This window comes from Acinetobacter bereziniae LMG 1003 = CIP 70.12, assembly GCF_000368925.1.
Lineage (GTDB): Bacteria > Pseudomonadota > Gammaproteobacteria > Pseudomonadales > Moraxellaceae > Acinetobacter > Acinetobacter bereziniae.
Map to the genome: position 1 here is coordinate 1,405,433 of NZ_KB849756.1, position 25,989 is coordinate 1,431,421.

At 39.6% G+C, this 25,989-nt stretch carries 22 protein-coding genes; 9 read left to right on the forward strand and 13 right to left on the reverse strand.

Features of this window, described 5'->3' with window-relative positions; genetic code table 11:
• The 3 genes from F938_RS16360 to F938_RS16370 all read left to right on the forward strand — a co-directional run.
• Positions 1-1,154: TolC family protein (locus F938_RS16360; RefSeq protein WP_005033556.1), on the forward strand; the 1,154-nt coding region annotated here is incomplete at its 5' end.
• The gene (locus F938_RS16365) at positions 1,151-3,286 is read left to right on the forward strand and encodes a type I secretion system permease/ATPase (protein ID WP_005033558.1); all 2,136 of its coding nucleotides are present in this window, start codon (positions 1,151-1,153) and stop codon (positions 3,284-3,286) included. The genes F938_RS16360 and F938_RS16365, both read left to right, overlap by 4 nt.
• Complete coding sequence (locus F938_RS16370; protein ID WP_005033560.1) at positions 3,283-4,545, forward strand: HlyD family type I secretion periplasmic adaptor subunit; 1,263 nt, start codon at positions 3,283-3,285, stop codon at positions 4,543-4,545. The genes F938_RS16365 and F938_RS16370 overlap by 4 nt, the downstream gene beginning before the upstream one ends.
• 315 nt (positions 4,546-4,860) lie before the next feature.
• Here F938_RS16370 and F938_RS16375 read toward each other — a convergent pair whose 3' ends face one another.
• The 4 genes from F938_RS16375 to F938_RS16390 all read right to left on the reverse strand — a co-directional run bounded on the left by F938_RS16375 (position 4,861) and on the right by F938_RS16390 (position 10,364).
• Positions 4,861-6,186 (reverse strand): alginate export family protein, encoded by a 1,326-nt coding sequence (locus F938_RS16375; protein WP_005033562.1) that lies wholly within the window; start codon positions 6,184-6,186, stop codon positions 4,861-4,863.
• A gap of 25 nt (positions 6,187-6,211) precedes the next feature.
• Positions 6,212-7,603 (reverse strand): purine-cytosine permease family protein, encoded by a 1,392-nt coding sequence (locus tag F938_RS16380; protein ID WP_005033564.1) that lies wholly within the window; start codon positions 7,601-7,603, stop codon positions 6,212-6,214.
• A 138-nt stretch (positions 7,604-7,741) separates the two neighbouring features.
• On the reverse strand, positions 7,742-8,746 hold the full coding sequence (locus F938_RS16385) for a CobW family GTP-binding protein (protein WP_005033566.1): 1,005 nt from the start codon (positions 8,744-8,746) through the stop codon (positions 7,742-7,744).
• 43 nt (positions 8,747-8,789) lie between these two features.
• Positions 8,790-10,364 (reverse strand): amidohydrolase, encoded by a 1,575-nt coding sequence (locus tag F938_RS16390; protein ID WP_005033568.1) that lies wholly within the window; start codon positions 10,362-10,364, stop codon positions 8,790-8,792.
• Between the two features lie 468 nt (positions 10,365-10,832).
• Here F938_RS16390 and F938_RS16395 point away from each other — a divergent pair, with 468 nt between their 5' ends.
• Positions 10,833-11,159: a hypothetical protein gene (locus F938_RS16395; RefSeq protein ID WP_005033570.1), complete on the forward strand. Its 327-nt coding sequence runs from the start codon at positions 10,833-10,835 to the stop codon at positions 11,157-11,159.
• 97 nt (positions 11,160-11,256) lie between these two features.
• Here the strand turns inward: F938_RS16395 and F938_RS16400 are convergent, their stop codons facing one another.
• Both F938_RS16400 and F938_RS16405 read right to left on the reverse strand, forming a co-directional pair.
• The gene (locus F938_RS16400; protein WP_005033572.1) at positions 11,257-11,895 is read right to left on the reverse strand and encodes a 1-acyl-sn-glycerol-3-phosphate acyltransferase; all 639 of its coding nucleotides are present in this window, start codon (positions 11,893-11,895) and stop codon (positions 11,257-11,259) included.
• Between the two features lie 129 nt (positions 11,896-12,024).
• The gene (locus tag F938_RS16405; protein ID WP_227567290.1) at positions 12,025-12,516 is read right to left on the reverse strand and encodes a hypothetical protein; all 492 of its coding nucleotides are present in this window, start codon (positions 12,514-12,516) and stop codon (positions 12,025-12,027) included.
• A gap of 78 nt (positions 12,517-12,594) precedes the next feature.
• Here F938_RS16405 and F938_RS16410 point away from each other — a divergent pair, with 78 nt between their 5' ends.
• A complete protein-coding gene (locus F938_RS16410; RefSeq protein WP_005033576.1) occupies positions 12,595-13,086 on the forward strand; it encodes a copper resistance protein NlpE in 492 nt (163 codons plus the stop codon).
• Positions 13,087-13,168: 82 nt separating this feature from the next.
• Here F938_RS16410 and F938_RS16415 read toward each other — a convergent pair whose 3' ends face one another.
• The 4 genes from F938_RS16415 to F938_RS16430 all read right to left on the reverse strand — a co-directional run bounded on the left by F938_RS16415 (position 13,169) and on the right by F938_RS16430 (position 18,498).
• A complete protein-coding gene (locus F938_RS16415; protein ID WP_010591792.1) occupies positions 13,169-14,014 on the reverse strand; it encodes an IS3 family transposase in 846 nt (281 codons plus the stop codon).
• Positions 14,011-14,523 (reverse strand): helix-turn-helix domain-containing protein, encoded by a 513-nt coding sequence (locus F938_RS16420; RefSeq protein ID WP_005029281.1) that lies wholly within the window; start codon positions 14,521-14,523, stop codon positions 14,011-14,013. Before F938_RS16420 ends, F938_RS16415 begins: the two co-directional genes overlap by 4 nt.
• A gap of 76 nt (positions 14,524-14,599) precedes the next feature.
• Complete coding sequence (gene rhtC / locus F938_RS16425; protein WP_005033578.1) at positions 14,600-15,220, reverse strand: threonine export protein RhtC; 621 nt, start codon at positions 15,218-15,220, stop codon at positions 14,600-14,602.
• 155 nt (positions 15,221-15,375) lie between these two features.
• Complete coding sequence (locus F938_RS16430) at positions 15,376-18,498, reverse strand: DNA translocase FtsK (RefSeq protein WP_005033581.1); 3,123 nt, start codon at positions 18,496-18,498, stop codon at positions 15,376-15,378.
• A 311-nt stretch (positions 18,499-18,809) separates the two neighbouring features.
• On the opposite strand from F938_RS16430, the gene trxB reads away from it, so the two are divergent.
• From trxB to F938_RS16450, 4 genes are all read left to right on the forward strand, one after another.
• On the forward strand, positions 18,810-19,763 hold the full coding sequence (gene trxB / locus F938_RS16435) for a thioredoxin-disulfide reductase (RefSeq protein WP_005033583.1): 954 nt from the start codon (positions 18,810-18,812) through the stop codon (positions 19,761-19,763).
• 109 nt (positions 19,764-19,872) lie between these two features.
• Entirely contained in the window at positions 19,873-21,423 is a 1,551-nt protein-coding gene (locus F938_RS16440) for a class I SAM-dependent methyltransferase (RefSeq protein WP_005033585.1), read from the forward strand.
• Between the two features lie 69 nt (positions 21,424-21,492).
• Entirely contained in the window at positions 21,493-22,224 is a 732-nt protein-coding gene (aat, locus tag F938_RS16445) for a leucyl/phenylalanyl-tRNA--protein transferase (protein ID WP_005033587.1), read from the forward strand.
• Between the two features lie 22 nt (positions 22,225-22,246).
• A complete protein-coding gene (locus F938_RS16450) occupies positions 22,247-23,062 on the forward strand; it encodes an arginyltransferase (protein ID WP_005033589.1) in 816 nt (271 codons plus the stop codon).
• A 41-nt stretch (positions 23,063-23,103) separates the two neighbouring features.
• Here the strand turns inward: F938_RS16450 and rimI are convergent, their stop codons facing one another.
• The 3 genes from rimI to tuf all read right to left on the reverse strand — a co-directional run bounded on the left by rimI (position 23,104) and on the right by tuf (position 25,963).
• Positions 23,104-23,562 (reverse strand): ribosomal protein S18-alanine N-acetyltransferase, encoded by a 459-nt coding sequence (rimI, locus tag F938_RS16455; RefSeq protein WP_005033592.1) that lies wholly within the window; start codon positions 23,560-23,562, stop codon positions 23,104-23,106.
• Between the two features lie 108 nt (positions 23,563-23,670).
• A complete protein-coding gene (locus tag F938_RS16460; protein ID WP_005033594.1) occupies positions 23,671-24,552 on the reverse strand; it encodes a metal-dependent hydrolase in 882 nt (293 codons plus the stop codon).
• Between the two features lie 220 nt (positions 24,553-24,772).
• The gene (gene tuf / locus F938_RS16465; RefSeq protein ID WP_004718491.1) at positions 24,773-25,963 is read right to left on the reverse strand and encodes an elongation factor Tu; all 1,191 of its coding nucleotides are present in this window, start codon (positions 25,961-25,963) and stop codon (positions 24,773-24,775) included.
• Positions 25,964-25,989 lie beyond the last annotated feature (26 nt).

A 25,989-nucleotide genomic window follows, 5' to 3' on the forward strand; every position in this document is an offset into this window, starting at 1 on the left:
TGGCTTCCCAAAACGCCAATATTGATGTCGCCAAGGCACAATACTATCCACAATTAAAAGCTGGCATGAATACTGGTGACTTCACCTCAAATGATAAAGGGCGGCAGTTATATTCTGTTGAAGCCAATCAATTGCTCTATGATTTTGGCAAAGTCAAAAGCAGTGTCACCACACAACAAAATAAATTGGCGGTTGAACAAGCCAATGTCTTGATCAGTATTGATGAAATCTCTACCCAGACGGCTCGAGATATTTTAGGTTTATTGAGATATCGTAATATTATAAAAATCGCCCAAGATCAATTTAATGGGGTCAGTCGCTTACATGAGATTGCACGTTTAAGAGCAGAAGCGGGCATCAGCAGTCATGCAGACCCTGTGCAAGCGCAAAGTTATGTTGAATATTCTCGTTCCTACCTGATTACCCAGCAGAATTTTCTTAAACAGCAAGAACAAAAGTTACGCACCTTATTGGGTTTTGATGTCAGTCAAATTGAGTTCAATATTCCTGATGAATTCGTCAAGCAATCAGGGCTATATGACGACCCCGAAGTCAATACCATCCCCAGTATGATTGCCGCAAAGGCTGAAATTGATGTGGCACAAAGCCAAAAGAAACAAACTCAACTCAGTGTCTATCCGACCATTTCTTTGGTGGGTGCGGTGACCAAAGCATTGAATGGTCAAAATCCCAATACTGGAATTGAGAATGATACCGACAGTTCGATTGGGGTACAGATGTCGAGTAATTTCTATCAAGGCGGTGCAGTGGGTTCACAGGTTAAAGCAGCAAATTATGCTGAACAAGCGGCACGTGCCAAGCTGAATGCCACCTATCTCAATATTATGGATCAAGCCCAAATTGCCCGTGAAAGTATTGAAAACACCGATAAACAAATTTGGGTATTGATGGACCGAGAACGCTCAACCGCCAAAACCCGAGAGCTGTATGAAGAACAATACAAACTCGGCAAACGTTCGATTTTAGATTTACTCAGTTCAGAACAATCGTACCAAAGTTCAAGGATTGAAAGAGAAGCAGCACGATTTGATATCTATGACACGATTGCATTATTTATCAATGTAACCGGAAAGAGTAGACATGCTTATCATTTAAATAATATTCAAATTCAGGGGTTTGAAGTTCAGCCATGAATAATAATAGATTAAATTATCAACCCTGGTTACAAGCCATTATCGCGGTTGCACAACATTATCGTATTCAACCCTCAGAAGAACAAATTCGTCTGCAACTGGATTGGAATAAATATCACAATCTTGATGACATGCTGGCACTGATTACCCGTCAAGTTGGCTTAAATATACGTCAAGCTGACTTTAGCACGGATGTTCTCAATCCATGGCGCTTGCCGGTGGTGGTTGAGCTGAATGATGGTCAGGTGGCGGTGATTGAGAAAGTAGATGCTGCTGGAAATGTCAGCCTACAACTCAGTGGTGATCAAGGGCTGTCACAAAGCTTCAGTGTGCAGCAACTACAAGCCCATGCCAAGCGCGTCTATATATTTAGACCTGAAACCTCTGTACCGGATGCGCGTGTTGATGAATACATTAAGCCTTATGAAAAAAGCTGGTTCTGGGACATTGTTTTAAAAGACTGGAAACGCTATACCGACATCATGGTAGCTTCAATGATTGCCAATATTTTGGCATTGGCGACCATTATCTTCTCCATGCAAGTTTACGACCGTGTGGTGCCGTCTCAATCCATTCCGACCTTGTGGGTGCTTGCAGGTGGCGTACTGATCGCTGCAATCTTTGAATTTGTTCTGCGAATTGCACGGGTCTATTTATCCGATATTATCGGTAAACGTGCCGACTTAAAGATTTCAGATCGGGTATTTGGTCATGCACTGCGCATTCGCAATAAAGACCGAGCACGTTCAACAGGCTCTTTTATTTCGCAGATTCGCGAACTAGAAGGGGTCCGTGAATTGGTCACCTCAACCACCATCAGTGCAATTGCCGACCTTCCTTTTTTCTTCCTGTTCTTGGTGATTTTTTGGATGATTGGAGGCAACATTTTCTGGGTGATGTTGCTGGTGGTGCCGCTGATGATTGTTCCGGGCTTTTTGGTACAAAAGAAATTGGCACAATTGGCAACTGAAGGTATGCGTGAATCGGCAATTCGTAATGCGATTTTGGTTGAAGCGGTGCAAGGCATCGAAGATATCAAACTACTGCGTGCTGAAGCCCGATTCCAAAATCAATGGAATCACATGAATGAAGTCTCAGCAGATGTCAGCATGCGTCAACGAAAAATTGTCGGTTGGTTAAATGCATGGACACAGAAGATCCAGGGCTTGACCTATGCCATTGTGGTGTTGGTCGGTTGTTTTGCAGTGATGAAAGGTGACATGACCACGGGTGCATTGGTGGCGTGTTCGATTCTCTCTTCACGGATGCTGGCACCCATTTCTCAAGTGACGGGTGTGCTTGGGCGTTGGCAACAAGCCAAAGTAGCAAAGAATGGTTTAGATGAGTTGATGCAAAAACCGGTTGACCGCCCTGAGCGTGCTCAATTGATTCAGCGTAAAGTGCTGTTAGGGGATTATGATTTTAAAGGGGTGGTGTTTAAATACACTGAAGATGACCCACGTCCGACCTTGGTCATACCGCAACTCAAAATTGCGGTCGGAGAAAAGGTGGCGATTCTGGGACGCAATGGTGCAGGAAAATCGAGCCTTTTACAATTACTTGCTGGGATGCAACTGCCTGTACAGGGCAAAATTAGTCTGGATGGTGTCGATCAATCCTTGCTTGATCCTGATGATATTCGCCGAGATATGGCACTGCTCAATCAAAATGCCCATTTATTCTTTGGGACCATCCGAGAAAACTTAACCTTGGGTGCGCCCTTGGCAACCGATGAAGAAATCGTGCGTGCTTTGCAAATCACCAATGCACTGGAAATCGTAGAGCAGAAAAAAGAAGGCTTGGACCATACCATTCTTGAGGGAGGTGTGGGCTTTTCAGGTGGACAAAAACAAGCGCTATTGCTGACCCGGTTGCTGTTGAGAAACCCGAATATTGTGTTGTTGGATGAACCCACTGCCTCGATTGATGATGTCTCTGAAAAAGTCTTGATTCAACATCTTAAACAATGGCTGGGTCATCGCACTTTGGTGGTGGCCACCCATCGCCCTGCAGTATTACAACTGGTGGATCGGATTATTGTGGTACATGAAGGAAAGATCATTAAAGATGGACCAAGAGATGCCATTTTAAATCCTCAACATCAACCGAATGCGGGAGGTGCTTCAGCATGAGCCAAGAACAAAATCCGCAAAAGATTGAACTGCAAAGCACGACAGCTGTTGACTCCGATGATCGTGAGACGAGCGATCTACTCAAGCGTCCTAGTAATCCCTCAGCACTCAAGTTTTCAGAACCACCCTTGCCTAAATCCAGTTTTATTATTTGGATCGTGGCAGTGGGCTTATTGGCATTCTTGATTTGGGCATGCGTTTTTAAATTGGAAGAAGTTTCAACGGGCACAGGTAAAGTAATTCCTTCGTCCAAAGAGCAAATTATTCAATCCTTAGATGGTGGGGTGCTCACCAGTTTGGATGTCAAAGAAGGTGATATTGTACAAAAAGGACAAACTCTTGCTCAGATTGACCCCACTCGATTTGAGTCACAAGTCGGAGAAAGCCAGACTAAATTACTGGCAACCCAAGCCACCGCTGCACGTTTAGAGGCGGAAGTGAACGGTACACCGCTACGCTTCCCTAAAGATGTATTGGCAGTACCAGCCTTGGTTCGAGAGGAAACGGCACTGTATACCTCTCGTCGTGCCAATTTGGATGAGTCCATCACGGGGTTAAAACATGCCTTGGCTTTGGTGCAAAATGAATTGCAAATGACTCAACCATTGGTCGCCAAAGGTGCGGCATCCGAGGTTGAAGTATTACGTCTAAAACGAGATATCAATAACTTTGAAAATCAGATCAATGACAAGCGTAATGACTACTATGTAAAGTCACGCGAAGAGTTGGCGAAAGCCAATGCAGATATTCAATCGTTACAGCAAATCGTGGCAGGTCGAAATGACTCAGTCAAACGTTCCACCTTTAAAGCGCCTGTCCGTGGTGTGGTCAAAGAAATTGCCGTGACCACGATTGGTGGGGTGGTACCGCAAAATGGCAAGTTGATGACCATTGTTCCGATTGATGAGCAGTTATTGATTGAAGCACGAATTTCCCCACGAGATATTGCATTTATTCATCCGGGGCAGCCGGCTTTAGTGAAAATCACGGCCTATGACTACTCTATTTATGGTGGTTTGGAAGGTAAAGTGACGGTGATTTCACCGGATACTATCCGTGATGAGGTAAAACAAGATCAGTTTTACTATCGCGTCTATATTCGAACCAATAAAGATAAACTGGTGAATAAGGCAGGTAAATCTTTTTCGATTACGCCGGGTATGGTGGCTACTGTTGATATTCGCACAGGTCAGAAAACCATTATTGAATACTTGTTGAAACCATTCAATAAAGCCAAAGAAGCATTAAGAGAGCGTTGAGTTTTAGATCATCAAGCATGGGTTGAAATACATCAATGGAAATAAAAAACCAATCTACGGATTGGTTTTTTATTGGGGTCTATTCTTATCTATAAGTCTTGCAATGTTAAAATAATACTATCTTGAACCTCATCCTACTGATGAAAACATAGACGACAAATATGATTTTAACGCTGTGAATAGGAGCAACGAATGAGCTAACCATTCGACACATTTATAACGAATCATTGATGATTAAGATGACTTATTTGCTCAAACGACATGAGCGAAAATACGACAATTTAGTCACACCATAACAGCTTTATTTTTTGAACGTTAGAGACGATATTTTAAATAAATTCCAAATGCGGAAAAGTTTTTATGATCTCCAAACGCCTCTTTGGCTGCACTTTTAGGGTTAAGCCAACTATAGGATAAAGATGTGTACAGTTTAGTTGTAGGTACCCACTCTAAATAAATACTGTACTCATCCGCAAAACGACGATTATGAACAGGTGTTCCAAAATAATTGGCTTTATCCAACGCCAACTGATAATAAATTGTTCCGAATGTAAGTTGATCATTCAATTGGGATTTAATCGAAAATTGCTGAACTTTTTCATTGCTATTGTACAAAGCATAATTTCCCGCAACATCACCCAATAACCAAGTTCCCCACCCAATATAACCTTTACTTAACGCATTCCAACTACGGCGTTGCTTATCTTGTAAATTATCATCTCCAGAAAAAAAAGAATATCGATAGCCTAATGTAGGTTGAAATGGCAAACCGTCAAAAACATAGTCAGCTTGGGTATACCAGGCATTTGCCTGATAACTCACACCATCCCCACGACCGCGTTGAATTGCATATTCACCGTTCAAAGTTAAGGCTGGAATCAGTGCTGATTTAGCATTTAATGCCCTTAAATTATAAACTTGCATTCCATCTTTAGGGGCAGCATCGGAAGAAGGAGCTTTAACTTTAAATGCAGTTAAACCCAAAGTAAGATTTTCGTTCCAATCATAATCTAGATTCGCACCATTCATTTTAAAACTGCCCAAATCATAATCTGTACCTAACGTAAACAGCTGTGCTTTTAAATTTTGCTGTTCCCATGCAAGCACTGCGGAATTGCGAAATGCAGAACGTGGAGCAATATAATAGGTTCCATCTTGATATTGATCCAAATTACCATCCATGATGATAAAACCTGTCGCAATCGAATAATTTTGCCGTCCAGCCGTCAACTTCCAGTCACCATATCCAATACCCGCATAAAGCTCCTCAACACTGGTTCGACCATCTGAACGTCGGGTGTAGCCACCGGCATCACCATCTCCAAAAGTTTGTGAAGCAACGATTGATGTACCAAGTATTAAATTTATATCTGAATCTAGCTTATAGTTCAGGTTTAAATTGGGTTTTAAATAAGCTTCTTGCCAAGTTGCTTGTTGACCTGTCATTGTCTGATCACGTAAATCGATTCGCCCACTACCAAAATTAATATGATCTGCATACAGATTGGCAGCAGTTATGGTTAATCCCAATTCTCCAGTAAGATTTCCTGATTTTATTTCATACTCAGCAACAGCTGCTAAAGGCACAAAGGAAAGTACAACAACACAGAACATAGAATGAAAATAAGATGATTTTTCCATAATCAATATCTCCTTGAAATTATTTTTAGTTTTTGCTTTTGGATGGATACTCTTGAACTCCGCAGAGTTTGATGGCAACAAGATAAAAAATAGAAGTTAGAATTAACCCCACAACCCATGAAATATCAGCACCATTCAATACATGGGCAATAGAACCTGTATACAACTCTGTGGCAATAAATGGGATTTGAACAACAACCCCAAAGATGTATGCCGAGACAGCCAAAATGTTAAATTTTCCATACTTCCCTCCATCTTGTAGAAAAAATGATTTCACATCATATTCACCATGCCGAACCCAGTAATAGTCCACCAAATTTACTGCTGTCCAAGGAATAAGGACGTAAATCAGTAAGAAGATAAAGTTGGTAAACATCGGCAAGAAATTACTGGATGCCTTAATCCCAATCCACAATGCGATACCAATAAAAACAAAAGAAATCAGTACCCTACCCTTCGCTGTTGGAATAAATGATGGAATAAGGGTTTGAATAAAAGAGATTAAGGTCAATACACCGCAATATAAATTCATTGAATTTATGGCTGCGATTGCGATGACAAGGATAAAAATAATTCCACTACCTATTTCTGGTACATAGTTGATCAATCCAGAAATAACATCACCATTGGGTGTCAACAATCCGATTGTGATCCCCAAGGACATGGGGATAATCGTCCCCAAAGAGCATCCCCAATAAGTTGCCCAAGATGCGGAATGAGCTCCTGTTTCTTTAGGCAGATAACGACTTGCATCAGAGACATAAGGTGCATACGCTATTTGCCATAAAGCGGCTATCGAAAGTGAGGCAAGAAAACCTGTTGCAGAAAAAGAGTTTCTTTCAAAAAAGTCTAGCGGTAATCCATAAATAATGAATACCCATATATATGCCAAAACAAACCCGATCCCACAAATGACAAAGATAATTTTGGTAAAGAGGTGAATCAACCTATAGCCAACGATGGCACCTGTCACAGCGACAATACCTGCCAGTAAAATCCCGAAAGATTGACTAAATGAGGGAATAAGCAAGTTGATCGCCTGTCCTGCCAAAGTTATATTGGAGGCAAGAAAACCAACATACATGATCACCACAATTCCTAAAATCGGCAATGCGCCAAGAGATCCAAACTGTCCCTTGGTTTGAATCATTTGCGGTACACCAAGTTGAGGACCTTGAGCTGCATGTAAGGCTGCAAAAATAGCACCAATCAATGTTCCCAAAATCGTACTGAGAATCGCGGATATAAAAGATTGCTGAAAAATAATGACAGAAAGTGATCCTGTCACAAAGGTCAATAACATCAAATTTCCACCAAACCATAAGGTAAAGAGGTCCAAAGGTCGACCATGCCGTTCATTGAGTGGAATTTGCTGAATGGTATGTTGTTCAATCGAATGAACAGGTTGTTCTTGCATGATATAGCTCCTTATATAAAGGAAGATTTAAAATTTAGATTTCTTGTTTAAATTGCTTTTTTAGAGATATAAACTCCCCTGCGTCTCAAGTACGCATTTGAAAAATATTGAAGTGAGTGGGTGAAAAAAGTTGTGCTATCAGTGCATCGGTTCAAGCACAATGTCATCAAACAAGGCTTGTATATTCTGCTGAATTGCACCTTCAAAAATGATCACAATTCTTGTTTTTGGGTCATCATCTGACCATGTATCGAGGTAAGACTCTGGAAATAAATAATGCTGTACACCATGTATTACAACAGGTCTCAAAGACTCCCTAATATGAATCAAACCTTTGATTCGGAGTAAATTCTCTCCATGCAGGCGAGCGAGTTTCTGAAGAAACAGGGTTATACTCCGCCAAGCTAATGGTTGATCAGCATATAAACATAAATTACTCATACCTTGGTGCAGTGATTGACCCAACTTGTTTCTCAGATGACTATTTTGTTTAAACCATTGGATCTGCGGTAAATCACGTACAATTGGATACTGTTCGCGATCAAAAATTAATGAAGCAACAGCTTCTACATCTGAAGAATCAATGATTTCAGCAGCATCATTTAAAGCCGCTATCCCTTCAACGAAATTATAAAAGGCATGAGATAAATCGGTTTTCGTCAAAATAATCTTGTCCGCAACCGCAATTTGCCGCAATCGTTCTATATGTTGCTTGGGGAGGTCGAGAGGTAATAAGCTATCCACGGTCGTAATCACTGTTTGCACACTAAATAGCACGGCTACACTTTCATCAACCAACAACTGTTTAAGCACTGGAATAGGATCAGCCATTCCCGTTGTTTCAACAATGACCCGATCAAATATAGGTATTATTTCTGCCTGTGCACGTTGATAAAGTAATTTGAGCGTCTCTGAAAATTCAGTTTTAACACTACAACACACGCAACCACTTTTGAGTAAAACCATATCTTGATCAATCTGACCAACCAGCAGATGATCTAAACCAATCTCTCCGATTTCGTTAATGATGACAGCTGTGCGCTTCATTCGTTCATCAGCCAACAAGTTTCGGAGTAAAGTTGTTTTACCACTCCCTAGAAACCCTGTCAGTAATGTCACAGGGATACGTTTTACTGCATTCATCTCTGTTCTCCCTAAGCGAAACAAACAATATTTTTAAACGGTATTAACTGGTCCGCTGAAATACATGCTGACCTTGCAATACAGTGGTGATGACTTGAGTCGCTGCAATTTCTTCTACTGTTGACTCAAAAATATTGCGATCCAAAACAATAAAAGTTGCATCTTTACCCATTTCTAAGCTTCCAGTGCGATGGCGATGACCTATGGCAATTGCACCATTCAAAGTCATCATTTGTAGCGCCACCTCCAATGGCACACTTTCATCACCGTGTTGCAAAATGCCAGCTAAAGCTGGGAATAAATTAGGGGTTGGGGGTAAGAGCCAATCCGTTCCCACCGTCATGATTGCACCAGCTTCATACAAACTTCGAAAGTCGTAAGCTTTACCTAGCGCTTGCTGATATTCAGGGATATGCCAAATTGCTGGAGACATCTCAGCAATAATGCCGAGTTCTCCAAAACGGGGACGATCTTTTAAAGACACATAATGAGCATGTGCAATATCATGAAAATGTCCTGCTTTTCGCTCGATATAATTTGCATTTTCATAATTATTCAGCGCAATACGCACGGAGCCATACCCCGTACAATGTGCCTTAACAATCAAATCTGCCTTGGTCCATTCACGGATTTTTTCAGTAAGTTCATTTGAATCAAGAAGTAAGTTATAGGTTATTGGCTGATCTGTGACTGGGTCTAGAGGTACATGACTAAAAGTAGGCGCCATAGACGTACCATCCAACATGACTTTAATACCGTTGACCATGACACGTTTTGAAGCATATTGTTCGCGCTGTGCAATGACCTGTTCATCTTCCTCACGATCACTTAGGGACACCACTTCCGCTCGCCAAGGCAGATGACAAAACAAATCCAGTGTAAGTTCCTGCGCTTCATCCAAAGTTTGCGCCGCAATCAAGAACGGACGTGTTGCTGAGGCTTCCTGCGTTGAAGTTATGCCATATTGGTTACAAATACTTGCCGCCATCTTAAGCGCTTGCTTATTCTGTTCTGCACTCTCAGTAGGCGCAGCCATATATAATTTAACCCAAGCCCCTTCACGTAAGATTCCTGTGGGTTCACCAGTTAAAGGATCTTTTCCGATTTTTGCTCGTATTGTGCTGGGTGTATCACGGGTAATGCCAGCAAGCTCTAAGGCGAGACTATTCGCCATAACGTTATGAAATGAAAAATCATGTATGACAATTGGTACATGGGGAATCACTTGATCTAACCATTCACGTGTCAATATGTCTGCCGTGAAAATTAAAGGATTGTAGAGACCTGCAAAAATCCATGTTCTTTCTGAAGCATATTTTGCCCAGTATGTTTTTAGTTGTTGTGCCAGTTCATCTAAGGTTTGGGGATCATTTAATTCGCAAGAATATTCCAACCGACGCAATGCTGCTTTTAAAAGATGAGTATGCGCATCATGTATACCCGGCATAACCATTTTTCCTGCTAAATCATAGTGCTCTGCACCCTCAGCCAAAGCCAAGAGTTCATCTTGATCACCTATTGCTAAAATTTTACCCGCCTTGACCCACATGGCTTCCGCCCAAGGTTGTGATTCATTCACGGTATAAATTTTTGTATTGTAGTAAACAATATTACTCATTGTTTTATCCCTGCTTACGCTCAATGAATATTCAGCTCAAATTTCTGAAAAAGTCATAAATACATATTCATCAAAAAGCTTTTCCGTTTTTCACAGCTAATCTTTTATGTGTATTGCTTATTTTTTATACTCCACGGCAACCATATAAGTAATTCTTAAAAATTGATGTAGATGTTCTGAATTTTCAAAGTAACTCATCAATCATGTTTTGCTGAGTCAAAATCTGTACTTAATCGGATGTGATATAAAATGCAAAAATTAGCCGATAGATGCCTGTTTCTCTTCATCCATTTCAAAGTGGTATTGTTGACAATGATGCATTGAATAATTACTTAAACTATCGCGCCAAGCTGCCTGTCGTTTTATTCACCAATTACCCATCCAATTCCGACGATTGTTCAATTTCAATCTATTTTTAATTAGGGATTCATCTTAAAATTTCGCATCTCTTTTTGTTATATATCTACAATGAAAGCCTTTTTATTATTCAGTGTCATTATTCTCTTGGCTGGATGTGCACTGGGTACATCTCGTGAAATAAAAACGGCTGAAAAAATTCTCAACCAATTTCAATGTAACAATATAGAAACCGCTGAACTCAATCATAGTGCAATTAATCTTTATCACGAGCATTCACTTGCTGTGAGTAAAGAAAAAGCCACAGATTACATTGAACGTTATAAGTCAGGAGAGGAATTATTTAAAATTCCTTTAGATGAAGTGGTTCAACAGCAATATGATATTTATAAGACTGCATGTGAATCACTTGGTGGTGTGCAAACGGAAAAGCACTAATTATTTGGGACAAACAAAAATAGGGAATAAGCAAAACGCTTATTCCCATGAAATCACGTCCAACAGATTGTATTTATTATTTTAGCTAAGTTGTCGATTAAAACTCAGCTTCTTGCATAAATCTCGTATCCACACTAAATAAATCTGGATGTTTGGGATTAATCTGCGCATAAAATGCCATGATTTCAGCCATATCCTGCTGATAGTCTCCTGTCGGATATACAATTTTACCAATACCCGTTTTTTTGTTTGCATAATCCATATATGCCAATGCAATTGGCACACCTGCATTCATCGCCACATGATAGAAGCCAGTTTTCCACTGTTCCTGTTTAGAACGTGTTCCCTCTGGCGTGACTAGCATCACCAATTTAGAATGGCTTTTAAATAAATCGCTCATCAACTGAACCATACTTGGACGAGCTTCACCATCTTTCTTAGGACGGCGATCAATACCAATTCCGCCCATTGCGCGGACAAAAGGTCCAAAAGGCAATTTCATATAGCTATCTTTGATGGTAATACGAACATGAACACCCAATGCTTTGAGTGCTAAACGTGCATAGAGTGCATCCCAATTGCTGGTATGTGGAGCAGCGATCATAACGCATTGATCAATGTTTAAATCCCAATGGTTATCGATTTGCCACCCCATCCATCCCAAACTTCGCTCAGCTAATTTTTCAAACACCCTACGCCCCAACAGATAAAATTTGCGCAGGATTGTAGCAATCATCATCCTAGATAAAAATGCAAATCGCCTATAAAACAAACGATTAATATATAAATGTATAAAAATAATTAAAAGCTAAACTTGTCAGTAAATCATCCAAATTAAATCAATTTTGCAAAGAATTTGCATATATCAATTTTTAACTGAATTAAAATACTGAATCCAATGTAATTCACGACAATGATTATCAAAATGAATTTTTTGCGGATGAATATTTTTATTTGATTGGTGAATGACTTGATACTCGGTCCAACTTTCCAAACATGCTTCCACTTCAAAAAGCTGATTGTCCTGTTCTATGGTCTGTTTTATTTGAGTTCCATCAATAAAGGTATAGATTTTAGTGGTCTGAGTAAATGTTATATCATTCAAACGCGTTTGTTCAGACTGTTCAACCACATGTTGTATTTTGAGGTGGTCATTACGTGTTTCTTGATTACTTTGCATATCATAAATACAAGCAACATATTCAGCCAAATGAGTCATAACTTTAAATAACACCACCACAACAGAACCAACATAGTAGCTCAACTTGAGTAAACAGACTACATTGCACTGCATTTCCTTACATAATTCACATTTCTTATCAGTGAGATAGCTTATATTCTTAGGATCTGTTGACATTTCAACCATGCATTGCGTTATTGGTTCAAATGACATAAACAAAACATGATATAAAAACTTATCTATTTAGGTGATACGATGAAAAAAACACTCTTGGTTATTTCACTATTAGGGTTAACTTTAAGTGCTTGTTCTAAACCGACTCATCAAGCATCTGAAGATATTCAAACAACTGCACAAACTCAAGCTGCTGCATCTCATGAAGCAGCAACACCAACTATTGACTCTGAACACAATGCACAAAATAGTTTGGACTGGGCGGGCGAATATACTGGCTTACTACCATGTGCTGATTGCTCAGGAATTAAAACCAAACTGATTCTCAAATCAGATCATACTTACGAACTGATTGAAGAATATGAAGGGGTTAAAGGTGAAGGCAAACCATTTAAAACTCAAGGCAGTTTTAGCTTTGATGAGTCAGGATCGATTATCGGTCTAGATAAAAATGCCGATGGACGTAAATACTTCGTGGGTGAAAATATACTGGAAGCACGTCGTTTTGATACAGGCGAAAAAATTGAAGGTCCAAATGCCGAGCTATATCAGTTAAGCAAAACAGCTGAATAACCAATCAATCGCTGAAGATGTATTCTGTGAACACTGAATAAAAAAACCTGCTGAATGGACTGAACCCCAAATCTTGGACAGTTTAGTTAACGCTGGATTGAGTTCTGAATTGAACAGGGCTCAATCCTTTTAGTTTAATTTGTATTCTCTCATGATTATAGTAATGGATGTAGTCATGAATTTGTTGCTCTAAGACTTCAATGCTTTCTGGTTTCTCTAGATAAATCGTCTCTGATTTTAATGTACCAAAGAAACTCTCCATCAAAGCATTGTCCCAACAATTCCCTTTTCTACTCATACTTTGCTTAATCTTATTCGCTTTAAGCGTACTCCTAAATTGGCTCATTTGATAATGCCAGCCTTGATCTGAATGAAGCATAAGCTTGTGTTTTCGTGAGTTTGGTAAATGACTTATGGCTTGATCAAGCATATCTTTAACAAGTTGAAATACTGGGCGTCTTGAAAGTGTATAGCTCACAATCTCATTGTTATAGCAGTCTAAAATCGGAGATAAATATAACTTCGTATCAGCAACTTTAAATTCGGTTATATCTGTCAGCCAACGCTTATTGGGTCGCTTCGCTTCAAAGTTACGTTTGAGTTTATTTTTGACTATTTTATTGGATGTACCTTTGTAGGCATTGTACTTTTTACGCCGAATCAATGAAATTAAACCAAAGCCTCTCATCAACCTAGCAATCAATTTATGGTTATGATGAAGACCTTGTTGCTTCAAGGCTAAAGTGATTCGTCTATAACCATATCTACCTTTATGCTGATCATAAATTTGGCAAATTCGTTGCTTGAGCTCTGCATATTTATCTACGGCATTTAGCTTGGCTTTATGATAGTAGAAACTACTCCTCGATAACTCAGCAATATCTAAAAGCAATGGCAAAGCAAACTCAGTACTCATCTGATCAATCAACCTTGCTTGTTGTCCTTTTTGGGTGGATTCAGCAAGGCGTCGAGCTTTTTTAAGTAAGCATTCTCAGCGCGTAAATAGAGTAGTTCATGCTGAAGCTCAGCAGTTGTTTTTTCATGATCAGGTTTATCAACAATATATTTATGTTTATTTTTAGACATGGGTGCTCTTCCTTTAGACTTTGGTTCTAGTCCAAGCATACCATCGGTTTGATAGATTTTACGCCATACACTGATCAAACTCGGGGAAGAAATACCAAAACGAAGAGCTGTATCAGATAAACTTAATCGCTCATCCTGCATAGTTGTTAATACTTTATATTTAAATTCAGCTGTATAAATTGTCTTATTCTGTTTTGGTTTTATTGCATCAATTCCACCTAAGTTGAATTGAGCCAACCATTTAGAGACATCCTTATCACTAATCGAAAAATGCTTGGCTGTTGATAAACTAGAATGGCCTTGAGCATAATAAGCAATGACTGCTTGTTTAAACTTTAAATTGTATTTCATAAAAATACCCTATAAGTTGTGTCCAACTTATAGGGTTCAGTTCAGAAGCAGGTTTTTTTATTTATGCAAGACAAGATCAATGATTGCCTATCAAATAAATCCCAAACAATGTAAAGATTCCACCAGACACACCATCAATCCATTTTGCGGCACTTTGATAAGCTGCTTTAAAGCTTGGCAATGAAAAGACAAAAGCCACAAAGCTGAACCAAATTAAAGTCTCAATTGACACAATGACAAATAATAATGAATGTAATCCATCTAAATTTGGATTTGCTAAAAAGATAGAAAAAACACTACCAAAATAAATCACCGCTTTAGGATTAGATAAATTGGTTAAAAAACCTTTGAGAAAAAAGCGGAAGTTGCTTTGCGGCAACTCAAAATGATGTTGAGTTGTCATCACTTTTTTACTCAATGCAGATTTCAACATTTGATAGCCAAGCCAACACAAATAAATTCCACCCACCACCAAAATGACATGTCGAAGCCAAGCCATTTTTTCAAAAATAATATTCAACCCCATCAGTGCGAAGAATGCCCAGAACATCACGCCTGCGGTGATTCCAAGCACGACAAAGATAGATTGCTTTCTTGAACGACTTATTGCTGTTTGAGAAACGAGGAAAAAATCTGGACCTGGGGTGATGAGTGCACAAAAATGAATAAAGATTAAAGTGCTTAATGCAATCAACATTTGCTAAATTCCATTTAAAGATGGCTGTTTTATATTAGTGTGAAAATTCATGTTTTACCACACATGTATTTCAGCTTTTTATGCGAAGTATAATTGAAATTTTTTATATAATAGTGAAGTTGCAATCGGTCGAAACCCATTGCAACTTGATCGAGTTAGACCAGAATATCCCGTTTACCGTTAGGTCCTTGTTCGCTGACAATGCCCTGCTCTTGCATTTGATCGACAATACGTGCAGCACGGTTATAACCTAAGCTAAACTTACGTTGTAACGATGATACTGATACCTTGCGGGTTTCCAATACAAAGGAAACACATTGGTCATACAGTGCATCACGGTTTGGATCACCATCCCCGTCCTCAAAACCACGTGAGGTCGGTTCCTCATCAAATGGGGTAAGAATTTCATCGATATAATTTGGCTCACCACGTTCACGCCACGCATCACAAATGCGGTTTACTTCATCATCGGAAATAAATGCACCATGCACACGTTCGGGATCAATTTTACCCGGCCCGAGGAAGAGCATGTCACCGTGACCGAGCAAATCTTCTGCACCACCACCATCAAGAATTGTGCGTGAATCAATTTTACTGTTTACGCGTAATGCTACACGGGTTGGAATGTTGGCTTTAATTAAGCCTGTAATTACGTCTACAGACGGACGTTGTGTCGCTAGCAGTAAATGAATACCAGCCGCACGTGACTTTTGCGCCAGACGTGTGATCATCTCTTCTGCCTTTTTGCCCACCTGCATGATCATGTCTGCAAATTCATCCGCCACAATCACAATAGATGGGAGAGGTTGCAAACGTGGTGCGCGTTCCTGCGTAGCAGAATCACTGGCTTTCCACGTTGGGTCAATCAAGTCCTCGCCATTGGCAATAGCTTCTTCAACTTTACGGTTATAGTCCGCCAGTTTACGAATCTTCAAGAATGACATCAGTTTATAACGACGTTCCATCTCATTTACACACCAGTTCAAAGCACTTACAGCATCTTTCATGTCTGTAACAACAGGGGTCAATAAATGAGGAATATCATTATAATTTGCCAATTCTAATTGCTTAGGGTCAATTAAAATCAAACGTAATTGGTCTGGCGTATATTTCAATAACATCGATAAAATCATCGAGTTAACTGCAACCGACTTACCCGAACCCGTTGTCCCTGCAACCAGCATATGGGGGGCTTTACCTAAATCAGTAATCACTGGATTACCTGAAATATCTTTACCCATTGCCATTGAAAGCAAACCGTTTGGATCTCTAAAAGCAGGAGTTTCAAGCAACTCAATCAAACGCACCATTTCACGGCTGCTATTGGGCACTTCAATGCCGATATACGGTTTACCTGGAATAACTTCAACAACACGCACCGAAGCCATAGACATTGAACGTGCTAAATCTCGTGAAATATTGGTGACTTTGGAAGCTTTAACGCCTGGTGCAAGATCCAACTCAAAACGTGTTACTACAGGTCCAGGTTGTGCTTCAATGACTTTTGCTTTGACATTGAATTCTTGTAGTTTAATTTCTAGCAATTCAGATAAACGTGAAAGTTGTTCAGCTGTAAAGTTAACCTTTTTATTTGGATCAACTTTATCCAGTAACTCAAAGCCTGGCAAAGTAGGTAAATCACGACGCTTTTGGGCAACCTGCATTGCTCGTGACATTGGTCGACCAAAAGCGTCTGTAAGCGGTGCATCTAAGTCGAAGTCATCTTCAAGTTCTGCAAACTCAGTCTGCAATTCATCTTGAGGTTTACCTGCTGTTTCTTGCCACGCCTCCCTAAACGCATCTTTATCGGAAGAAATCAGAGATTTCTCTTCTTCGCTCACCAAAGTTGATGCTGCTAAATGAGTTTGAATATTGGCACGGGTAAACGGCGAAGATTGGGCATAACTACTGGTGGTTCTTGCCTCAGCCGTTGTTCTAGGCTCAATGGAAGACTGCTCTGAATGCGTTATATCATGTGCTTCAGCAAATGGATCATCAGCAAGTGAAGCAAGTTCATCCAGTTCATGGGCTAAACCTGATGTTGTCACAACAGTCGGTGCAGTCGCTCCAGCAACATTGGCAAAACTCGTGGTGGGCTGAATTGTATCTGTAGATTCAACTTGCGTATGTGCTGTATTGGCATTGAATGGTGTATGAATATCTGTTGCAGTTTGCCCATTCGGAACAACAGATAATAATTCATCAAAAACTTGATCATCATCCCAGTCAAGTGATGATTTTTGTTTTGTCTCCACATGACTTACTGATGTATGTGCATGCGGTAAATGATCAGGATATTTATTTTCAGTTTGATCTTCTGAAGCTCTTAATAATGCATCTATATCACGATTGTGATCTTGATCTTGATTCAGTGCTTTCCATACTTCACCAGATGAAACCGTACGTTGACTGTCTTGTTCTAAACGATGCGCCTTTTCTAAAGTGCGTTCCAAGGTTTCATCATCGATATCATCTCGATCAAAGTGAGTCTCTTGATGAGCTTTATGTTCTTGTTCAATCATGTCATCAAACAAACGCTCAGCCGTTTGATTATGTTTAGTATTTTTAACAATTAAATGTTCTTTAGGCTGTTGCTCTTGATCAGCTTCAGTAAATTCTGCCTGTGCTGTAATCGGCTCAGCTTTATGCGAATGCACTTTATTCTTTTGTGGTGAAGTTAAATCATAGGCTGACTCACTTTCAGGCACATTTTTATAAAATAAATCTTGTAAATATGCAGGTGTGGCTTTCAACATTGCCCATGTTTTATTCCATTGGATTCCAAAAGCCAAAGTAAATAACACAATGAGTAAAATCAGGATAAAAATTACAGCACCATAGATGGTCATCAGTTGAGATAGACTTTCACCTAATTCATAGCCAATAATCCCACCCGAGGCATTTGCCAATGTATCTGCAGGCACATTCCATAACAAATACAATAAACTCGATGTCGCCAGCAAAATGAAAAATTGAGCAGCATAACGAAATGGACGACTCACAAAGCTTCGTGGCCACCATACTTGTATGGCTTCAATAAACATAAATACAGGGATAAGTAGACTTGCCCAACCTAAGAAACCAAACAATAAATCAGCAATCCAAGCACCTGCAACACCACTGGCATTTGAAACCTGTTGTGTATCACTGGAAATATGCATCCAACCTGGATCAAATGGGGTATAAGTCACTGTTGCAAGGAACAGATAGATCCCAAATGAAATCAAGAATATTGTTGTTAAAAAGCGCTGTGCATAAACATTTGACACCGCAGTCATATACGATCCTGTAACCAATTATTCAAATTACTCTTTTCTGAAGCTTTTAAGCTTTTCTTGAGAGAAGAAATTTTTATATTATGCACCTGTTCTTAAAAAAAAGATGCACTATTATTTACTTGTGTTGTAAAGCATTGTTAGAAATTTAAAGTTTTATTTGCATGAAAATGCTCAACAAACTTATTTCGTCTTTCTATATAGCTCAATTCGATTTAGATGATCAATATTATCGACATTGAAGCCACACAACTTTGACCAAGTTTCACGTATAATTCGAGCAATTGCTATATTTTTTATAAAAAGGATGACTTATGAGCGCTCGTCACTCTCGGTTGATTATTCTCGGTTCTGGTCCTGCGGGTTATAGTGCGGCAGTATATGCAGCACGCGCCAACTTAAAGCCAACATTGATTGCCGGTATGCAGTTGGGTGGTCAATTAACCACGACGACTGATGTTGAAAACTGGCCGGGCGATGCTGAAGGTTTAACAGGTCCTGCATTGATGGAACGTATGCAAGCCCATGCTGAACGTTTTGGTACTGAAATACTCTACGATCACATCAATGAAGTTGATTTGAAAGTGCGTCCATTCGTTCTCAAAGGCGACATGGATGAATACACCTGTGATGCTTTAATTATTGCGACTGGTGCAACAGCACAATACTTAGGTTTAGAGTCAGAACAAGCCTATATGGGTCAAGGTGTCAGTGCATGTGCAACTTGTGATGGTTTCTTTTACAAAAACCAAAAAGTCATGGTTGTGGGTGGCGGTAATACTGCGGTCGAAGAAGCATTATATCTTTCCAACATCGCATCACATGTAACGCTTGTACACCGTCGTGACAAATTGCGCTCAGAAAAAATTCTTCAAGATCATCTCAATGAGAAAGTTAAAGAAGGAAAAATTTCGATCATCTGGAACCATCAGGTTGAAGAAGTTCTCGGTGACAGCAACTCAGGCGTAACTTCTGTACGTCTTAAATCAACCCAAGATGACTCATTACAAGACGTTGATGTTTCAGGTCTGTTTGTTGCGATTGGTCATAAACCAAATACTGCGATGTTTGAAGATCAACTTGAATTGCGTAATGGCTATATCCAAGTCCGCAGTGGTACAGCAGGTAATGCAACAGCAACATCTGTTGCAGGTGTATTTGCTGCAGGTGATGTGGCTGATGATGTGTATCGTCAAGCAATTACTTCGGCAGGTTCAGGCTGTATGGCTGCACTTGACGCAGACCGTTATTTAGATGGCTTAGAATAATTTCATTATTTTTGTAAAAACAAACCGCCTACATGGCGGTTTGTCTATTTTTGATTTATAAATAAACAAGATCAATGATTTTAAATAAATATCAATTATAGGAAAAAAGATGACAACAACGTGGACCGATGGCTACCAGACTGAAGTAAATTACACCTATGGCTACTACAAAGATCTTAGCCCCAATTATCAGAAATTTTGTTTACTACTCAATGGTGTAGATTGCCCACCTGCAAAAGATGATCATAAACATTGTGAACTCGGTTTTGGACAAGGGGTCAGTCTGAATATCCATGCCACTTCTAGTTTCGGCTTATTTTTTGGTACTGACTTCAACCCTGCACATGCAGCACATGCCAATGTTTTGGCTGAACAAACGCAAGTTCCGCACCATTTTTATGATGCCAGTTTTGAAGAATTATTGAATAAAGATCTACCGATGTTTGACTCCATCAGCCTGCATGGTATTTGGAGTTGGATCAGTCATGAAAACCAACATATTATTTTACAGTTCATCCGAAAATTTTTAAGCCCAAACGGGATTGTCTATATCAGTTATAATTGCTTAACGGGTTGGGCAGCCAATATGCCGATTCGAGAGTTATTTCATAGTCATTTTAAATTTAACAGCACCAGCACCAACCCACTGCAAAAAGTAAATGACTCACTTGAGTTCAGTGAAGCCTTACTCACTCAAAATCCGTTATTTGCACAACGAAATCCCAATGCACTCAATAAAGTTCAAGACCTCAAAAAACAAAATCCCAATTATTTGGTTCATGAATATCTCAATCAAGATTGGCAATGTTTTTCATTTCAACAAGTGGTACGAATCCTAGAAGAAATTAAACTGACCTATGCAGGTTCAACTGATTTAAATACCCATTTAGATAATATTAATTTTAGTGATCAACACCAGCAGTTTTTAAATACCATTGAGCATCCGATCTTTAAAGAACAATGTAGAGATTACTTTGCCAACACTCAATTTAGAAAAGATCTTTTTATTCGTGGTAAAAATACCCTCACCCCACTCGAAATTCAACATCGTCTGAGAAATACAGCTTTTGTGCTATTGATTGCACCTGAAAAGCTACCTACCACTATTGCTGGCTACTTAGGTGAATTTGATTTGCTCCAAGAAGTTTACCAACCTTTAGGCGCACACTTTAAAAATTCTGACTATCAGCCACAAACCCTTGCTCAACTCGAACAAGTCATGCCTGATATTACCTATGCCAAACTGTTAAATGCGCTGGTGATCTTGTGTCACTTAGGTTTAGCTCAGCCATGTCAGCACCAATTATCTGACGAAACAATACAACAAGCACAAAAGTTAAATCACTACTTCCTCGAACAAGCCAGTTATCATACCAATTATCAGGTTTTGGCATGCCCACTAACTGGAATTGGTATCCCAAGTGATCAGTTTACTCAACTTTTCTATCGTGCCCATTTTGTTGATGGTTTAAATTCTGCATCAGAGTTTGCTCAATATGTTTGGGATGTCCTCACACAATTAAGATGGTTGGTCTTGGATAAACAAGGGCAGCCTGTTTCTGACACTGAAACCAGCCTGAAAATTATTGAAGAAAAAGCACAGTTCTTTTTAGACAGCGATAAACTCAAAATTGCTCAACAATTGAAACTTTTTGCATAGCTTCTATTTAGACATCTCTATTCAAGATCAGCTAAGATAAAGCTGATCTTTTTTTATTGATGATATTCCGTGAACTCATTAGCACCTTCACAATTTATTTTCCCCGATCCAATAGAAGCTGATCCAGACGAACAAGGTTTAATTTGTATTGGCGCAGATTTAGATCCATCAACACTCTACGAAGCCTATACCCATGGTTTGTTTCCGTGGTTTTCTGAAGGTGAGCCGATTTGCTGGTGGAGCCCTGAACCAAGATGTATTATTCGTCCTCAAGACTATAAGCCCAGCAAATCACTGCTGCGCAACATGAAAAAGTTTGATTATCAAATCACCATTAATCATGCTTTTGAACAGGTCATTCGTTCGTGTTCACTGCCCCGTCAATATGCCGATGAAACCTGGATTTCTGAAGAAATTATTCAAGGTTACTGTCAGCTTTTTCAGGCGGGTTATGCGTATAGTGTTGAAGTTTGGGACCAAGACAAAATTGTTGGTGGGCTTTATGGGGTCAGTATTGGGCACGGTTGTTTTGGTGAGTCCATGTTCAGCACACAAACGGATGTCTCTAAAATGGCGTTTTATACACTGATGCTCTTAGGTCGCGAAAATGATTTGCCATGGATTGACTGTCAGCTAGTCAATGATCACTTAATCAGCTTAGGTGCTTGCACACTTTCTCGCCATGAATATCTTAAATCGTTACAAGATGTAATAAAACAGCCCCCTATAGATTGGAAAAGTTATCAAGAGCGTGTATTTTCAAGTAAAACAATAGCGAATTTTTCGCGCTTAATGGAATGACAATAAAAGGAGGGGCTGATTTATGAATTCTTATCATCCTAAGTCCCTATTGAACGACTTACAGTACTATATTACTCCACCCCATGATTGCAGCTATCTAGAAAATAAATCTGCACGTATGGTTTTTCTCGATCCTGTACATCGCATTGATGTGGTCACGCTTTCTGAATTATCACGCGTGGGTTTTAGACGCAGTGGTGACTTTGTTTATCGCCCTGAATGCCATCTGTGTCGTCAATGTTTATCTTGCCGCGTCCCCGTTGCTGAATTTCAAATGAACAGTGCGCAAAAAAAAGCATGGAAACGCAATCAAGATCTCACAGTAAAAATTATTTCCACCCAAGAGGCGAGGCAAATACATTATCAGCTTTATGAACGTTATATTATTGAACGGCATGCTGATGGTGATATGTTCCCTCCGAGCTATGATCAATTTGAAAAATTCTTGATCCACAGCTGTACCAATAGTTTCTTTCTTGAACTGTGGAAAGATGATCGTTTAATCAGTGTGTCTACCTGTGATCAATTGGATGATGGTGTCTCTGCGGTCTATACCTTCTTTGATCCAAGTGAAAGCAAACGCTCACTTGGCGTTTTTGCGATACTAAAGCAAATCGAATATGTTAAATCGTTGAGCTTGGATTATGTCTATTTAGGCTATTGGGTTCCACATGCCAACAAAATGAATTACAAATCCCAATATGCCCCATTTGAATTGTTACTAGACGGACAATGGCGTCGTATCAATCGACATTTGGACGCCAAAGAAATTCAAGAGTTAGGCGATATGTTAATGACCACACTCCCTTCTGAGTGGAACGAGCCAATTATTAAATAATCGGCTTGAGCTGTTATTTAAACTATTTTTGTTAAATCATTTTATTTAAATAACTTCGAAAAATCATCACTACATGTTTTGACCATAATGATGGCATGCTCACGGCTACCATCTTTATTGGGATAGTAGTTTTTGCGCAAATCAATCTGATGAAAGCCAGATTTTTCGTACAATGCGATTGCTGCTTGATTTGACTCACGAACTTCAAGAAAGATTTGTACAGGATTATTTTTTAACAAGGTTATCGATTCCTCTAACAGTTGATAACCTAACCCTCTCCCCTGCTGACTTGGATGAATAGCCATGAGTAATAGATTTGCCTCATCTAGCACAGGTTGCAAAATACAAAAACCAACAACTTGATGGTTCTGTTCAATTACCGTGCTCACATAGCTTGTGATGGACTCCTCGAATTGACTTATTTTCCAAGGATGGCTTTGTACTTGATTTTCAATTTCAGCCACAACATGTAAATCTGAAGCTTGCATTAAACGAATCATCTTCGTTCATTAACTCAATATAAAAAATGAATTATATGTAATTTATACAATTAGTCGAATAAAAAAGAGCAACAAATGTTGCTCTTAGATAATGCTCTCAATGAAACATTAAAGCCCTAATTTTGCTTTCCATGTTTCAAGCAAACTAACTGTATCTAAATCATTTGGATGAAATCCAGGTTTAAAGTAAGCCAACATCTCTTTGGTCATGCCTGTAATAATGCCTTTTGAGGGGCTATAAGCATATTTATAAATGATGCCGAGCTCTTTTAGATTAAGCTTTCCATCCTCTTTTAATAGACGTACAACAAATGAAGATTGCGCCATAAAGATCAGTACCATTGAAACCACCAAGGCTGTTGTACGTAATCCATAAGCTTTAATGCCTTTACCAAAGACCGCTTCATACACATCAAAAGCCACCGCTTTATGCTCATTTTCCTCTACCGCATGCCAATACCACATATATGACATGGTTGGATCGGTCATGAGCTTTTGAATATGTTCATTTATCAATAGTTGAGAGGCTATCGTGGCAGTAAAGTGTTCTAATGCTGTTGTCGCAGTCAAATCAACCATTTCTTGAGTCATGCCAAATGGTTTAACAACTCTTGCAAACCATTTTCGTGCACCTTGAATAAGCGCACCTGTTTCACGTTCATACTTCTCAACATCGTGTCCAAATCGTTTTGCGGATGCATTAAAGTTTTCATGCTCTTTGGTGTGCATGGCTTCTTGACCAATAAAAGCACTGATTTCTTTTTGCAATGCTTGATTGTCTTTAATTGCTGGGTGATAACGCACTGCGCGTACAGAATCAATAAATAACTTTTCACCATCTGGGAACAAAGCAGATAATGCCGTCATGAAATGTGTAATACCTGCAGAGTCATTTGCCCAGTATTCAGGTACATCGTCAAAATTAAAATCCATACGACGTACAGGGAAGGTTGCACCAGCACGGTTTGAAATATTCACTTTTGCATTCATTGCAGTTACTCCTATTAAGCGAGATATCACTTAAATTCTTTATGTTTGTTTTTCTCTTTCTTTATCTTACTTTTTTATAATTTTTGGATAATTGCAGATTAGGTCACACAAATATCAGTTAAGGACAGCTTTAGACTGTAATTGTCTGACAATTTATAGGTTTTGTTTTAGCCATAAAAAAAGCGCCCCATAGGAGCGCTTTTTTATACACAATCAGCGATTATGCAGTTACTTTAGCAACTACACCAGCACCAACTGTACGACCACCTTCACGGATCGCAAAACGTAGACCTGGGTCCATTGCGATTGGGTGGATCAATTCTACTGACATTTCAACGTTGTCGCCTGGCATTACCATTTCAACACCGTCTTGTAATTGGATTGCACCAGTTACGTCAGTTGTACGGAAGTAGAACTGTGGACGGTAACCGTTAAGGAACGGAGTATGACGACCACCTTCTTCTTTAGAAAGTACATATACTTCTGCGTCGAATTTAGTGTGCGGCTTGATTGTACCTGGTTTAGCAAGTACTTGACCACGTTGTACGTCTTCACGCTTAGTACCACGTAAAAGTACACCACAGTTCTCGCCAGCACGACCTTCGTCTAGAAGTTTACGGAACATTTCTACGCCAGTTACAGTTGTTTTAACTGTATCTTTAATACCAACGATTTCAACTTCTTCGCCTACTTTAACGATACCAGATTCTACACGACCTGTTACCACTGTACCACGACCAGAGATTGAGAATACGTCTTCGATTGGCATCAAGAATGCTTTGTCGATTGCACGCTCTGGTTCTGGGATATAAGAGTCAAGCGCTTCAACAAGTGCAAGAACTGCAGATTCGCCATACTGACCAGCATCACCATTAAGTGCAGCAAGTGCTGAACCACGGATGATTGGAGTGTCATCACCTGGGAAGTCATAAGTAGAAAGAAGTTCACGAACTTCCATTTCTACTAATTCAAGTAATTCTTCATCATCAACAAGGTCACACTTGTTAAGGAATACAAGAATATAAGGTACACCTACTTGGCGAGAAAGAAGGATGTGTTCACGAGTTTGTGGCATTGGACCATCAGTCGCAGCACATACAAGGATCGCACCGTCCATCTGAGCAGCACCAGTGATCATGTTTTTAACATAATCGGCGTGTCCTGGGCAGTCTACGTGAGCGTAGTGACGGATTGGAGAATCGTATTCTACGTGTGAAGTATTAATTGTAATACCACGTGCTTTTTCTTCTGGTGCAGAGTCGATTGCTGCGTAGTCTTTAGCTTCACCGCCGTAAGTTTTTGCACAGATAGTTGCAATTGCAGCAGTTAAAGTTGTTTTACCATGGTCAACGTGACCAATTGTACCCACGTTTACGTGTGGCTTATTACGTTCAAACTTAGCCTTAGCCATGAGAGCTTCCTTTTTTAACTACTCAT

What these genes read in the sequence shown, in the direction of transcription:
- F938_RS16400 (WP_005033572.1), bottom strand. Translation starts at nt 11,895, where the DNA reads ATGATTGCTACAATCCTGCGCAAATTTTATCTGTTGGGGCGTAGGGTG.
- F938_RS16420 (WP_005029281.1), bottom strand. Translation starts at nt 14,523, where the DNA reads ATGAAATACAATTTAAAGTTTAAACAAGCAGTCATTGCTTATTATGCT.
- rimI (WP_005033592.1), bottom strand. Translation starts at nt 23,562, where the DNA reads ATGATTCGTTTAATGCAAGCTTCAGATTTACATGTTGTGGCTGAAATT.
- F938_RS16365 (WP_005033558.1), top strand. Translation starts at nt 1,151, where the DNA reads ATGAATAATAATAGATTAAATTATCAACCCTGGTTACAAGCCATTATC.
- F938_RS16410 (WP_005033576.1), top strand. Translation starts at nt 12,595, where the DNA reads ATGAAAAAAACACTCTTGGTTATTTCACTATTAGGGTTAACTTTAAGT.
- F938_RS16375 (WP_005033562.1), bottom strand. Translation starts at nt 6,186, where the DNA reads ATGGAAAAATCATCTTATTTTCATTCTATGTTCTGTGTTGTTGTACTT.
- F938_RS16440 (WP_005033585.1), top strand. Translation starts at nt 19,873, where the DNA reads ATGACAACAACGTGGACCGATGGCTACCAGACTGAAGTAAATTACACC.
- trxB (WP_005033583.1), top strand. Translation starts at nt 18,810, where the DNA reads ATGAGCGCTCGTCACTCTCGGTTGATTATTCTCGGTTCTGGTCCTGCG.
- F938_RS16460 (WP_005033594.1), bottom strand. Translation starts at nt 24,552, where the DNA reads ATGAATGCAAAAGTGAATATTTCAAACCGTGCTGGTGCAACCTTCCCT.
- F938_RS16430 (WP_005033581.1), bottom strand. Translation starts at nt 18,498, where the DNA reads ATGACTGCGGTGTCAAATGTTTATGCACAGCGCTTTTTAACAACAATA.
- F938_RS16450 (WP_005033589.1), top strand. Translation starts at nt 22,247, where the DNA reads ATGAATTCTTATCATCCTAAGTCCCTATTGAACGACTTACAGTACTAT.
- rhtC (WP_005033578.1), bottom strand. Translation starts at nt 15,220, where the DNA reads ATGTTGATTGCATTAAGCACTTTAATCTTTATTCATTTTTGTGCACTC.
- F938_RS16395 (WP_005033570.1), top strand. Translation starts at nt 10,833, where the DNA reads ATGAAAGCCTTTTTATTATTCAGTGTCATTATTCTCTTGGCTGGATGT.
- F938_RS16380 (WP_005033564.1), bottom strand. Translation starts at nt 7,603, where the DNA reads ATGCAAGAACAACCTGTTCATTCGATTGAACAACATACCATTCAGCAA.
- tuf (WP_004718491.1), bottom strand. Translation starts at nt 25,963, where the DNA reads ATGGCTAAGGCTAAGTTTGAACGTAATAAGCCACACGTAAACGTGGGT.
- F938_RS16405 (WP_227567290.1), bottom strand. Translation starts at nt 12,516, where the DNA reads ATGTCAACAGATCCTAAGAATATAAGCTATCTCACTGATAAGAAATGT.
- F938_RS16390 (WP_005033568.1), bottom strand. Translation starts at nt 10,364, where the DNA reads ATGAGTAATATTGTTTACTACAATACAAAAATTTATACCGTGAATGAA.
- F938_RS16370 (WP_005033560.1), top strand. Translation starts at nt 3,283, where the DNA reads ATGAGCCAAGAACAAAATCCGCAAAAGATTGAACTGCAAAGCACGACA.
- F938_RS16385 (WP_005033566.1), bottom strand. Translation starts at nt 8,746, where the DNA reads ATGAATGCAGTAAAACGTATCCCTGTGACATTACTGACAGGGTTTCTA.